This is a genomic window from Janthinobacterium sp. BJB304, from assembly GCF_002735765.1.
Lineage (GTDB): Bacteria > Pseudomonadota > Gammaproteobacteria > Burkholderiales > Burkholderiaceae_D > Janthinobacterium.
Window position 1 is genome coordinate 269,495 of record NZ_PDZN01000001.1, and the last position, 12,875, is coordinate 282,369.

Here is a 12,875-nt window from a genome sequence, read left to right on the forward strand (position 1 = left end):
CCCGGCCTGCGCTCCCGCCCTGTCCGCAGGCGGGAAGCGGCACTATGGCGCATTGCATCAATTGGCCTATCGATATCGTTTTGGATATCGGCTATGCGAAAAAAGTGATTGGTGAGGGATGGATGGACAAACTAGTATCAGCCGTGGCCCGCAATCGGCCATTCGCACGGAGCCCGCCCGCTGGACGACGGCCCTGGCACATTCAACTATCGAAGACGGTGGAGACCTGAAATGAAAACAACAATGAAAATGCTGACCGCGAGCCTGGCGCTGGCCATCTCCGGCATGGCGGTAATGCCCGTGGCAAGCGCCGCAGACAAGGGCGCGATCGGCATCTCGATGCCGACCAAGTCGTCCATGCGCTGGATCGCCGACGGCGACAACATGGTCAAGGTATTCAAGGAGCGCGGCTACAAGACGGACTTGCAGTTTGCCGACGACGATATCCCGAACCAGCTGGCGCAGGTGGAAAACATGATCACCAAGGGCGCCAAGGTGCTGGTGATCGCCGCCATCGACGGCACCACCTTGTCGAACGTGCTGCAAAAGGCGGCCGACAAGGGCATCAAGGTCATTTCGTATGACCGTCTGATCCGCGGCACGAAAAACATCGATTACTACGCCACCTTCGACAACTTCCAGGTCGGCGTGCTGCAAGCGGGCTATATCGAATCGGCGCTGAAACTCAAGGAAGGCAAGGGTCCGTTCAATATCGAACTGTTCGGCGGCTCGGCCGACGACAACAATGCGCACTTCTTCTACAACGGCGCGCTGTCGGTCCTGAAACCGTACATCGACAGCGGCAAGCTGGTGGTGCGCTCGAAGCAGATGGGCATGGAAAAGGTCGCCACCCTGCGCTGGGACGGCGCCGTGGCACAGGCCCGCATGGACAACCTGCTCAGCGCCTACTACGGCAATGCGAGAGTCGACGCGGTGCTGTCGCCGTATGACGGCTTAAGCATCGGCATCCTGTCTTCGCTCAAGGGCGTCGGCTACGGCACGCCGAAACAGCCGTTCCCCGTCGTGACGGGCCAGGATGCGGAAATTCCGTCGGTGAAATCGATCATCCGCGGCGAACAGGCATCGACCGTGTTCAAGGACACGCGCGAACTGGCCAAGGTGACGGCGAACATGGTCGACGCGATGATGAGCGGCAAGACGCCGACCGTCAACGATACCAAGACCTATAACAACGGCGTGAAAGTCGTGCCGTCCTACCTGCTGAAACCGGTCACCGTCGACAAGGCGAACTGGAAGCAGGTGCTCGTCACCGGCAGCGGCTACTACACGGAAGCGCAAGTGAAATAAGCATCCAAGGTACTGAAGGCCCGGCACTGCCGGGCCTTTCGCTTCACGCACGATCAAGAACAAGACTGCCGCACGACCGCTGCCCACCAGCGCGGCCGTGCCAGAGAGGTTATATGACGAACACTATCCTGGAAATGCGCGGGATACGCAAAACATTCCCGGGCGTCGTTGCGCTCGACAATGTCAACCTGCGGGTGCGCAGCGGCGAGATCCACGCCATCGTCGGCGAAAACGGCGCCGGCAAATCCACGCTGATGAAAGTGCTGAGCGGCGTCTACGGCCATGGCAGCTATACGGGCGACATCGATTACCTGGGCCAGACGCGGCACTTCCGCGGCATCAAGGACAGCGAAGAAATCGGCATCATCATCATCCACCAGGAACTGGCGCTGGTGCCCCAGCTGTCGATCGCCGAGAATATCTTTCTCGGCAACGAGCCGTCCCGCATGGGCGTCATCGACTGGGAATACGCGCAAGCGAAGACGCGCGACCTGCTGCAGAAAGTCGGCCTGAAGGAGTCCCCCGACACCCTGATCACCAACCTGGGCGTGGGCAAGCAGCAGCTGATCGAGATCGCCAAGGCGCTGTGCAAGGACGTCAAGCTGCTGATCCTCGACGAGCCGACGGCCAGCCTGAACGAAAGCGACAGCGCGGCCCTGCTCGACCTGCTGCTGGGCCTGAAAGCCCAGGGCATCGCCTCGATCCTGATCTCGCACAAGCTCAATGAAATTTCACGGGTCGCCGATGCCATCACGGTGCTGCGCGACGGGAACACGGTCGACAGTTTCGACTGCCGCACGGAGCCCGTCAGCGAAGACCGCATCATCGAAAAAATGGTCGGGCGCGAGATGGCGGACCGCTATCCGCCGCGCACGCCCACCATCGGCGAGACCATTTTCGAAGTACGCGACTGGCGCGTCTTCCATCCCGAGCATGCCGATCGCCCCGTCATCAAAGGCATCAATATGCACGCAAAAAAGGGCGAGATCATCGGCATCGCCGGCCTGATGGGCTCCGGGCGCACGGAACTGGCGATGAGCCTGTTCGGCCGCGCCTACGGCCAGCGCATCAGCGGCACGGTGCTCAAGCATGGCCAGGAGATCGACGTCAGCACCATCGGCAAGGCGATCGCGCACGGCCTCGCCTATGTCACGGAAGACCGCAAGGGCCTGGGCCTGATCCTCGAGGAAGACATCCAGAAGAACACCAGCCTGGCCAACCTGGACGCGATTTCGCGGCACATGGTGATCGACGAGCAGCGTGAATTCGGCGTGGCCCAGGAGTTCCGCCGCAAGCTCAAGACCCGTTGCTCGAGCGTGGCGCAGAAGGTGGTCAACCTGTCCGGCGGCAACCAGCAGAAAGTGGTGCTGGCGAAATGGCTGTTTTCGCGCCCCGACGTGCTGATCCTCGATGAACCGAGCCGCGGCATCGACGTGGGCGCCAAGTACGAGATCTACAGCATCATCAGCGAGCTGGCCGCCGAAGGCAAATGCATCATCATGATTTCCTCGGAAATGCCGGAATTGCTGGGCATGTGCGACCGGATCTATGTCATGAACGAAGGCCGCTTCGCGGCAGAACTGAGCGCGGCAGAAGCATCGCAGGAACGCATCATGCGCGCGATCGTTACACACGGAGAAAACAATGGACAATAAACTGACAGCAGGCGCGCCGGCAGCGGCCGCGCCGCAAGCGAAAAGCTATGCCGGCTTCCTGAAAAACAATATGCGCGACTACGGCATGCTGCTCTCGCTGATCGTCATCATGGGCTTTTTCCAGTACATGACGGACGGCACCCTGATGCAGCCGCTGAACCTGACTAACCTGGTGCTGCAAAACAGCTACATCGTCATCATGGCGCTGGGCATGCTGATGGTCATCGTGGCCGGCCATATCGATTTGTCCGTCGGCTCGGTGGTCGGCTTCGTCGGCGCGCTGGCCGCCGTCCTGATCGTCAACTACCACATGCATTTTGTCGCCGCCAGCATCCTCTGCCTGCTGGCCGGTGCCGTCATCGGCGGCGCGCAAGGCTATTTCGTCGCCTTCTTTAAAATCCCGTCCTTCATCGTCACCCTGGCCGGCATGCTGGTGTTCAAGGGCCTGACCCTGGCGCTGCTGGCAGGCCAGTCGGTCGGTCCCTTCCCGGAAGGCTTCCAGATGCTCAGTTCCGGCTTCCTGCCCGACCCGTTCGGCGGCGACAACCTGCGCGGCCTGTCGCTGCTGCTGGGCGTGATCGCCGCCGCGGCGCTGATCGTCACCTCGCTGCGCAGCCGCGCCAAACAACTGAAACACGGCATGGAAAACGAGCCGCGCGCCTTCTTCCTGCTGAAAAACGCCATCTTCGCGGCTGTGATGGTGTATTTCAGCTACCTGCTGGCGTCGTACCGCGGCTTTCCCAACGTGCTGGCCGTGATGTCGCTGCTCATCGTCGCCTACACCTTCATCACCAACCGCACCGTGCTGGGCCGCCGCGTGTACGCCGTGGGCGGCAACGAAAAGGCGGCGCGCCTGTCGGGCATCAAGACGGAACGGGTCAGCTTCTACACCTTCGTCAACATGGGCATGCTGGCCGCGCTGGCCGGCCTGATCTTCGCGGCGCGCCTGAACACGGCCACGCCGAAGGCGGGCACAGGTTTCGAGCTGGACGTGATCGCCGCCTGCTTCATCGGCGGCGCCTCGGCCTCGGGCGGCGTGGGCAAGGTGATGGGAGCCGTCATCGGCGCCTTCATCATGGGCGTGATGAACAACGGCATGTCCATCATGGGCATCGGCATCGATTACCAGCAGGTGATCAAGGGCCTGGTGCTGCTGGCGGCCGTGTTCATCGACGTGATCAACAAGAACAAGTAGACCGGTTCGAGCCTTAGGGGGCTCTGGCCGGCGTTCGCGCCGGTCTTTTTTATGCGGCAGCTAAGCGCGCAGCCCTATCCCCCCACCATGCCGCTTCCTCGAACACGGAAAAGCCTGACAAATCCGCATGCGCGAACAGGATGGCGCCGTCGTGCTCGCGCAAGGCCTTCAGGCCGACGTTGCTGCGAAATCCCGGCAAGGGCGCCGCCATGGCGTGGCCGCGTACGGTGATGTCGACGCGCTCGACGGAGCTGGCAAAATCGCGTCCATACGCCGTCTTTAAATCGACGCTGGCCAGCGCCAGCAGTTCTTCGGGGCTGGCCGTGTCGAGCCACTTGCGCGCTTGCTGCGGCGTGCGGTCGGACAGGGCCACGTAGGCGCTGAAGACGGTTTTCTCGGGCGGGCGCACGCGGATGTCCTGGTGCGTCGAGACGACATAGCCGAGGCCCGGCTCCTGGTACACCACGTTGTCCCAGCACAGGGGCGCATGCGGCAGTTCCTCGGGAAAGCGTTTCAGTAAAAAATTCGCCACCAGCCATGGCGCATACGCGGGCGTATCGCGTTTCGCGTCGAAGCCATACTCGGCGATGTTCTTCACCACGCGCGCCGCCACGTACAACGGCATGGCGCAGATGGCCTTGCGCGCCTTGACCAGGTAGGTGCGCGGCTGGCCGTCGACCAGTTCCAGGCACAGCGCTTCCACGCCGTTGGCCGTCGTCGTGAGGGAAACCACCGTGCCCGCGTGGCGCCGGACCTTGGACGCCTGTTCCATGGCCGTGGCGACCGGCTGCATGCCGCCCGGCCAGGTCAGCCAGGCGCCATTGCCGGCATTGGCCGCCTGGCCCCAGCGGCTGCAGTAGTAATGCAGGCCGGCCCAGGCCGAGACCTGGTCGTAGCGCGTGCCGTAATCGTCGCGGCAGCAGTAATTCAGATACCAGTGCAGGGTGGGCGAGGTATAGCCTTCGCGCTCCATCCACTGCTTCAAGGTGATGGTGTCGAGCGCCTGCCAGGCCGGATCCTGCGACGATTCCACGGTAGGAAAGACAAACACGCGCTTGCCATCGTTGCCATGCGCCTGGCGCAAACGCCGCACCTCGGCAAAGAAGCGCTCATGCTGCGCCAGTTCTTCGGCAGAGACGCCTTCGGTGGGAATGAAGCCGTCCTGCCACTGGCCGTTGAACAGCAATCGCTCTTCCGGCGCGTGCAGAATGTAGCGCTCGTCGTAAGTCGGCTTTTCCGCCTGCGGATCGCGCTCGATGATCCCCAGGTCGAACAGGATCTCGCGCACATGGGTCGATTCGGGCGACGGCAACGGCAGGTAATGGCCACCGGTCGGATAAGCGAGGTCGCCGAAGTGGCCGCCGGCCGCGTTGCCATACGGCTGCGGGCCATCGATCATGAGAAAATCCTGGTGCCCCAGCTTGTTCAGGCGCCAGGCGGCCGTCAGGCCCGCGATGCCGGAGCCGAGGATGGCCACGTCGGTCGTCAAGGTGCGTGCAGGCGGCGGCAGCGCCGTGCCCTCGCGCAGCAGCTTGCGCAAATAATGCCCCTCGTTGCGGCCCGGATACAGCACTGTCGGCGTGATTTCCTGCCAGCGCAGATACGCGGCGATGCTGCCGATGCCAGCGGCTGCCGCCGCCGTGCCGCCGGCGGCCCACAGCATGAAGGAGCGGCGCTGCATCAGCGGATCACCCGGTTCCAGTCCTGCTCGAATTCATGCACGAGCGACTGGGTATTCAAGCGGTTCGGCGCCATGGGCAGCGGCTGCATGTCGGGCGGGAAGATGAACATCTCGCGCGTGGTGTCCGCATTCAGGTAGCGCATCGGCAGGCGGTATTTCGTCGGCGGTGCGTAGTCGAGCTGGGGCGAGGCAAGGATAAAACCCCATTCGCCGAACGAAGGCACGTAGGCGTGGTAGGGCCAGGTGCGCATGCCCACTTCGCGCAGGGTCGAATTGATGGTCCAGTAGGCGTGCGGGGCAAAGAACGGCGACGTCGATTGCACCACCATCAGTCCCTTGGCCGCCAGATGCTTTTTCACCAGGTCGTAGAACGGCACCGAGTACAGTTTGCCGAGCGCGAAGCTGGACGGATCGGGGAAATCGACGATGGCCGCGTCGAACATGTCGCCGTTGTTGCGCAGCCAGACGGCGGCATCGGCATTGACGACGGTGACGCGCTTGTCCGAGAACGAGTTGTTATTTAACTTTGCCAGTTCCGGGCGCGTGGTAAACGCGGCCGTCATGGCAGGATCGAGGTCGACCACGGTGACGTGTTCGATCTGTGGATAACGGAGGATTTCGCGCAGCGCCAGGCCATCGCCGCCGCCCAGCACCAGCACGCGGCGCGCCCACGGCAGCGCTTCGAGCACGGGGTGCACCAGCGCCTCGTGGTAGCGGTACTCGTCGCGCGAGGAAAACTGCAGATTGCCGTTGATGTACAGCCGCGTATCGTCCTTCCAGCGCGTGATCACCAGGCGCTGGTAAGGCGTCGTGGTGGAATACACGATCTGGTCGCCGAACAGGCCGTGCTCGCCCCAGGCCACCATGCGGTCGGACATGGCAAAGCCGGCGACCAGCACCAGCATCACGGCGCAGGCGCGCAGGAAGCGCCCCGTGAGGTTCTTCAGCTCCGCGCGGAACACGTAAATCGTCCACAGGCCCACGCCCACGTTGAGCATGCCGAACAAAAAGCCCGTGCGCACCAGGCCCAGGTAGGGCGACAGCACCAGCGGAAACAGCAGGGAGACGGCCAGCGCACCCAGGTAATCGAAGGTGAGCACGCGGCTGACCAGCTCGGAAAACTCCGTCTGGCGCGAGTTCAGGGCGCGCATCACCAGCGGCACTTCCATGCCGACCAGTGCGCCGATCAGGAACACCATCACATACAATAAGGTCCGAAAGGGCGCGGCCATCCACGAAAACGTCATGAACAGGATGGCGGCCGACAGGCCGCCGATCAGGCCCACGGCCAGCTCGATGTCGACGAAGCGCGAGAGCACGTCGTCGTCCCGCACATACTTGGAAAAGTGGGCGCCTACCCCCATGGCAAACAGGTAGCAGCCGATGATGGTGGAAAACTGCAGGATCGAATCGCCGAGCAGGTAGCTGGACATGGCGCCGGCGATCAGTTCATACGCGAGGCCGCAGGAGGCGACCACGAAGACGGACAAAATCAGAATCTTTTTGTTCATTGGACTTTTTTTTGTTCTAATATGCGTTGACGTTATCAAATACTCATTGCGAGGAAAGCCGTGCCCGCCATCCTAAACTATCTGATCCATCTTATACTGGCCGCCGCGCTGCTGATTGCCTTTTTTATCATCTACACGCGCGTCACGCCGTATAACGAAGTGCTGCTGATCCGACAGGGCAACCAGGCGGCGGCCCTGTCGCTGGGCGGCGCGCTGCTGGGCTTTTCCGCCACCATCGCCTCGTCCCTGATGCACACGGCCGACTACCAGCAATTCTTCGCCTGGGCCTTCGGTGCCATGGTGGTGCAATTGCTCGCGTATGTGGTCACCACGCGCCTGCTGCGCATGTCGAAGGATCAGATCGAATCGAACAACAGCGCTTTCGGCGGCCTGCTGGGCGCCATTTCGCTGTCGATCGGCGCCATCAACGCCGCCTGCATTTCCTGACACCGCTTTATCTTATTCAAGGACATCCATCATGAGCCTCGGCAGCTTTATCAAGAAGCAGTTTATCGACGTACTGCAGTGGAACGAAGAGACGGAAGGCGTGCTGGCCTGGCGCTTCCCCATGCAGGATTTCGAGATCCAGAACGGCGCCATCCTGAATGTGCGCGAATCGCAGGTCGCCGTCTTCGTCAATGAAGGCAAGATCGCCGACGTCTTCGGTCCCGGCACGCACAAGCTGACGACGCAGACCTTGCCGCTGCTGACCAACCTGAAAAACTGGGACAAGCTGTTCAATTCGCCGTTCAAGTCGGACGTGTATTACTTCAGCACGCGCGTGCAGACCGGCCGCAAGTGGGGCACACCGCAGCCGATCACCATCCGCGACAAGGATTTCGACATGATCCGCGTGCGCGCCTTCGGCATGTATTCGTACCGCATCGCCGACGCCCGCACCTTCTTCACGGAGATCAGCGGCACGCGCGAAGTCTATACGCGCGACGACGTGGAAGATCAATTGCGCGGCATTCTGATGTCGAGCATGGCCAGCTCGCTGGGCGGCGCGAATGTTCCCTTCCTCGACATGGCAGCCAACCAGGCGCTGATGGCGCAAGAGGTCAAGGATGGCCTGGCGCAGGCGTTTGCCCGCTACGGCGTGGGCCTCGATGAATTCAACGTGGCCAGCATCAGCCTGCCCGAGGAATTGCAGGCGGCGCTCGACGAGCGTATTTCCGCCGGCATGAAGGGCGGCCTGGGCGCCGACAAGATGAGCGGCTACACCAAATTCCAGGTGGCCAACGCGATCCCGCTGGCGGCGCAGAACGAAGGCGGCATGGCCGGTATCGGCGCAGGCCTCGGCGCCGGGCTGTCGATCGGCCAGGTGATGGCGCAAAGCATGGGCGGTGCGCTGCAGCAGCCCGCGCCCGCCGCGTCACCTGCGGCGCCACCGGCTCCCGCGGAAGAACCAATCGAGGCGCGCCTGGAAAAACTCAAGGGTTTACTGGACAAGGGACTCATTTCGCCGGCCGACTACGACGGCGCCAAGGCTGAACTGCTGAAAAAACTGATCGGCTGATTAGAGCGAAATACGACTGCATGCAAACTGTTTCCTGTCCCAGCTGCGGCGCGGAAGTGCATTTCCGCTCGCACGCTTCCGTGCTCGCCGTGTGCGAGTACTGCCACAGCACCATCCTCAAGGACGCCGATTCCGTCAGGGACCTGGGCAAGATGTCGGCCGTCCTGGAAGATTATTCGCCAATCCAGATCGGCACGGCCGGCGTGCACGACGGCGTGCACTTCACCGTCGTCGGGCGCATCCAGCAGCGCTACAGCGCCGGCACGTGGAACGAATGGTATCTGCTGTTCGACGACGCCAGCACGGCGTGGCTGGGCGACTCGTCCGGCCTGTACACGCTGACGCGCGAGCGCGGCACGCAGGATGCCCTGCCCGCCTTTGGCGAGCTGGCGCCGGGCAGGCGCTACACGATCTGCGGCGAACCGTACACGGCGGCCGAGATCCGCAATGCCGAATGCATCGCCGGCCAGGGCGAGCTGCCCTTCAAGGTGGGCGCCGGCTGGCGCATCCAGGTGGCGGACTTCCGCAACTACGCGAGCTTCGTCACGCTCGACTACACGGATGGCCCGCAACCCGTCGTCTACCAGGGCGTCGCCGTCACCCTGGACAGTTTGAAGTGCCAGCTGCTGCGCGACGACGAGACCATCGCCAAGAGCGCCGGCAAGTACCGCGGCAAGCTCGATGCGCTCGACTGCCCCTCCTGCGGCAGCGGCATTCAATATGTGCCGGGTGCGGCGGCGCAGCTCGTGTGTCCCGCCTGCCACGCGCAGCTCGACGCCAGCGGCCCGGAAGCGCAGGTGCTGGCCATCGGCAAGCAGGTGCACGAGAACGCCGACATCACGCTGGAACTGGGCGCCAGCGCGAAGATCAGCAATGTGGATTTCACGGTGATCGGCATGATGCGCCGCGCCGACGACGAGGGCAGCGAGTGGAACGAATACCTGCTGTACAACGCGCGCGCCGGCTTCTTCTGGTTGGTGGAGACGGACGAGGGCTGGTCGCGCTCGAACGTGCTGCCGAACTGGCCCAGCTGGGCCTCGCTGGACGCCGCCAGCTGCACGCTCGATGGCGCCACCTACCGCAAACTGTATGACTACGGCTCGCAGGTCGTGTACGCAGCGGGCGCCTTCAACTGGAAGGTGGCCGTCGGCGACAGCACGCGCGTCTATGAATTCGAGCAGGGACAGACCAAGCTGGCGGCGGAGCTCACGGGCGAGGAAATGACCTGGTCGCGCTCCGTGCCCGTCGCCTATGACCAGATGGCCGCCTGGTTCGGCGCCGCCTTCCATGGCGCCATCAAAACGACGAATATCCAGCTCAGTCACCGCGGCATCGCCAAGGTCTTCATCGTCATCGTGCTGGTCTTGAATGCGATCCCCATGTTCGTGTCGTTCTCCAGCACCTTGATGTGGAGTTTGCTGGGCTGCCTTGCGCTGTTCCTGCCCGCCGTTTTCCTCGACAAGAATGCAAAGAATCCCCCATGAGTAAATACGTGATCTACGCCCTGATGGTGACCTTCAGTGTCACGGCCGCCAACTGGGTGCGCATGTTCAAGGTGGCCGGCAGCGGCAGCAGCGGCGGCAGCAGTTGGAGTTCGCGCACGGGCGGCGGCGGCGGCAGCTATGGCGGCGGCTCCAGCGGCGGCAGCCACAAATAAGCATGGCGTCCGCACCGCATCTCCCCCTGGGTACCCATCTGCTGGCCGACCTGTCGGGCATCGCACCGGAACGCCTGCGCGACTGCGCCGCGCTCGAGCGCCTGCTGCGCGAGGCGGCCATCGCGGCCGGTGCGCAAGTACTGCACGGCCATTTCCACAGCTTTGGCCCGGGCCAGGGCGTCACGGGCGTGCTGCTGCTGGCCGAGTCGCACATCTCGCTCCATACCTGGCCCGAAGTGGGCTTTGCCGCCGTCGACATCTTCATGTGCGGCGCGGCCCGGCCGCAGCTGGCGCTGGACATCATCCAGGCTGCGCTGCAACCGGCGCATTGCCAGCTGCAGTCCGTGCGGCGCGCCCCGCCCGGATAGACCTGGCGTCGCTGGTGGATCGCGCGGGGATCGCTTACACTGTCGGCTGATCCCCCAACCGTGACTCCCATGCGCCGTTCCGCCCTCCTTGCCCTGCCCCTGCTGCTGCTGGTTTCCGCCTGCGATGACTACACGGCGCCCAGCCTGTACCAGGCCACCACGCCCGAGTGCAAGACGTGGACGGATGGCTCGCGTTTCGAACTGCCGCGCGGTATCAGCATCTACGCCACGCCGCCTGTCACCCTGAAGGAAGGCGGCACGGAGCTGGCGCTGATTTTTACCTTGCCCGTCGGCACCCAAGCCAGTTTTACGCGCCTGTCCTTCCTGCTGGAAGAACCGAAAAAGCCGCCTTTCGCGGAAGCCAAGATACTCACCATTTACCAGCGCGGCATGAACCAGAAGGCGGAGATCGTCGACGTCATCGAGCAGTTGCCCATCATGTTTGCCGCCGTCGGCAACAGCAAGGAAACCCAGTGGCGCTTGCGCCTGCAACTGCCGCGCCAGCTGCCGCAGCGCTTTGATCTATCCATGCCCGACATGCTCGTCGGCGGCAAGCGCTATCCGGTACGCACGTTTACGTACCGTTATTTCCCCGAGCGCCAGGCATACGGCATGTGCAGCTGAGCCACACCATCCATTGACGGCGGCGCATGCCGCTGGCACACTGGCGTTTTCCATCACACAACAGGAGTAGACAACATGCGCCATTCGGATACTGCCGTGCTGTCGGCTGCCTGATCACTGTTTTCCCCTGCTAAGCCTTTTTAGCTCGCCATTCCCCATACGCGTGATCGCGTAGCCGACGTCCCTTCTTTCGTGCCAGTCATCGCGACTGGCGGTGCCTGCACGCGCAGGCTACACGTCCGCATGCGGACGATAGAATTTGGAATCACGCTACCATGATCGCATTCGATTTTGCGCAACTACACCTTATCGGGCTGCAGCAGGCCATCGCCGGCGCAGCCACCCAACTCAACGTATCTTCCCCCGCCGCGCAGCTGATGCGCGTGAGCGCCGTGCACCGCGACAGCATCGGCGTGCACGACGGCAGCCAGGAACAGCCGGCGCAGATCCTGCCACGCCTGCTGCACGCGCTGCTCGAACACGACACCATCCTTGCTGTCGGTGACTGGGTCGCCGTCGAACCCGATCTTCACGGCACGCTGTGGATAACAGCGCACTTATCCCCAATCACGCAGATCGCGCGGCGCGGCAATGACGGCCGCCGCCAAGTGCTGGCCAGCAATGTCGACACGGCCCTGCTGGTGATGGGACTCGACGAGGATTTTAATCCGCGCCGCCTGGAGCGTTACCTGGCCATCGTGCTGGCGGCGCACGTAACGCCCGTGGTGGTGCTGAGCAAGGCCGACGTGGCCGATGACGTGGGAGGCAAGCTGGCCCAGCTCAGACAGCGCCTGCCGCCCCACGTCCCGCTGTTCGCCATCGATACACGCCATGCGTATGACGTGGCCATCCTGGAACCCTGGCTGGGTGCCGGCCAGACCCTGGTACTGCTCGGTTCATCGGGCGCGGGCAAGTCCAGCCTGACCAATACCTTGTGCGCGGCGGATCAAGCGACCAATGGCGTGCGCCACGGCGGCGGCCGCGGCCGGCACACGACGACGGCCCGCTCGCTGCACCTGTGTGCGGATGGCGCCTGCATCATCGACACGCCGGGCTTGCGCAGCTGGCGCGCCGATGCCGATGCGCAGACCCTGGCGACCACGTTCGACGACATCGCGGCGCTTGCCGCAACGTGCCAGTTCCGCGATTGCCAGCATGCCAGCGAACCCGGTTGCCAGCATGCCAGCGAACCCGGTTGCCAGGTCCGTGGCGCCGTCGATGCGGATCGCCTGCGCAACATCACAAGCTGCTGCGCGACGCGCGCCGCAGCGAGGAGACGCCGCTCGAGCGCAGCGCAGCGCGCGCCAAGTGGAAAGTGACGATGAAGGCCTTCAGGCAACGTGACAAGGATGGAATG

At 63.3% G+C, this 12,875-nt stretch carries 12 protein-coding genes; 10 read left to right on the plus strand and 2 right to left on the minus strand.

The window, feature by feature from the left end; all coding sequences use genetic code 11:
* The first annotated feature begins 285 nt into the window (after positions 1-285).
* The 3 genes from chvE to mmsB all read left to right on the plus strand — a co-directional run bounded on the left by chvE (position 286) and on the right by mmsB (position 4,158).
* The gene (gene chvE, locus CSQ95_RS01245; protein WP_223278970.1) at positions 286-1,308 is read left to right on the plus strand and encodes a multiple monosaccharide ABC transporter substrate-binding protein; all 1,023 of its coding nucleotides are present in this window, start codon (positions 286-288) and stop codon (positions 1,306-1,308) included.
* A gap of 113 nt (positions 1,309-1,421) precedes the next feature.
* Positions 1,422-2,963, plus strand: coding sequence for a multiple monosaccharide ABC transporter ATP-binding protein (gene mmsA / locus CSQ95_RS01250; RefSeq protein ID WP_099408156.1), 1,542 nt, complete (start codon positions 1,422-1,424; stop codon positions 2,961-2,963).
* Positions 2,953-4,158 carry a multiple monosaccharide ABC transporter permease gene (gene mmsB / locus CSQ95_RS01255; protein WP_099408157.1) on the plus strand — a complete coding sequence of 402 codons (1,206 nt, stop codon included), beginning with the start codon at positions 2,953-2,955 and terminating at the stop codon, positions 4,156-4,158. The genes mmsA and mmsB overlap by 11 nt, the downstream gene beginning before the upstream one ends.
* Before the next feature lie 49 nt (positions 4,159-4,207).
* Here mmsB and CSQ95_RS01260 read toward each other — a convergent pair whose 3' ends face one another.
* Entirely contained in the window at positions 4,208-5,839 is a 1,632-nt protein-coding gene (locus CSQ95_RS01260; protein ID WP_099408158.1) for an NAD(P)-binding protein, read from the minus strand.
* The gene (locus CSQ95_RS01265) at positions 5,839-7,350 is read right to left on the minus strand and encodes a polyamine aminopropyltransferase (protein WP_099408159.1); all 1,512 of its coding nucleotides are present in this window, start codon (positions 7,348-7,350) and stop codon (positions 5,839-5,841) included. Before CSQ95_RS01265 ends, CSQ95_RS01260 begins: the two co-directional genes overlap by 1 nt.
* 60 nt (positions 7,351-7,410) lie before the next feature.
* Between CSQ95_RS01265 and CSQ95_RS01270 the strand changes: the two genes are divergently transcribed.
* From CSQ95_RS01270 to rsgA, 7 genes are all read left to right on the plus strand, one after another.
* On the plus strand, positions 7,411-7,797 hold the full coding sequence (locus CSQ95_RS01270; protein WP_070288892.1) for a DUF350 domain-containing protein: 387 nt from the start codon (positions 7,411-7,413) through the stop codon (positions 7,795-7,797).
* 31 nt (positions 7,798-7,828) lie between these two features.
* The gene (locus CSQ95_RS01275) at positions 7,829-8,869 is read left to right on the plus strand and encodes an SPFH domain-containing protein (RefSeq protein ID WP_099408160.1); all 1,041 of its coding nucleotides are present in this window, start codon (positions 7,829-7,831) and stop codon (positions 8,867-8,869) included.
* A gap of 20 nt (positions 8,870-8,889) precedes the next feature.
* Positions 8,890-10,353, plus strand: a complete 1,464-nt coding sequence (locus CSQ95_RS01280; RefSeq protein WP_099408161.1) for a DUF4178 domain-containing protein — start codon at positions 8,890-8,892, stop codon at positions 10,351-10,353.
* A complete protein-coding gene (locus CSQ95_RS29550) occupies positions 10,350-10,526 on the plus strand; it encodes a hypothetical protein (RefSeq protein ID WP_157792409.1) in 177 nt (58 codons plus the stop codon). The genes CSQ95_RS01280 and CSQ95_RS29550 overlap by 4 nt, the downstream gene beginning before the upstream one ends.
* A 2-nt stretch (positions 10,527-10,528) precedes the next feature.
* Positions 10,529-10,894 (plus strand): adenosylmethionine decarboxylase, encoded by a 366-nt coding sequence (gene speD, locus CSQ95_RS01285; RefSeq protein WP_099408162.1) that lies wholly within the window; start codon positions 10,529-10,531, stop codon positions 10,892-10,894.
* Between the two features lie 69 nt (positions 10,895-10,963).
* Positions 10,964-11,518 carry a hypothetical protein gene (locus CSQ95_RS01290; protein WP_070218932.1) on the plus strand — a complete coding sequence of 185 codons (555 nt, stop codon included), beginning with the start codon at positions 10,964-10,966 and terminating at the stop codon, positions 11,516-11,518.
* A gap of 275 nt (positions 11,519-11,793) precedes the next feature.
* Positions 11,794-12,837 carry a ribosome small subunit-dependent GTPase A gene (gene rsgA, locus CSQ95_RS01295; RefSeq protein ID WP_257217910.1) on the plus strand — a complete coding sequence of 348 codons (1,044 nt, stop codon included), beginning with the start codon at positions 11,794-11,796 and terminating at the stop codon, positions 12,835-12,837.
* Positions 12,838-12,875: the final 38 nt, after the last annotated feature.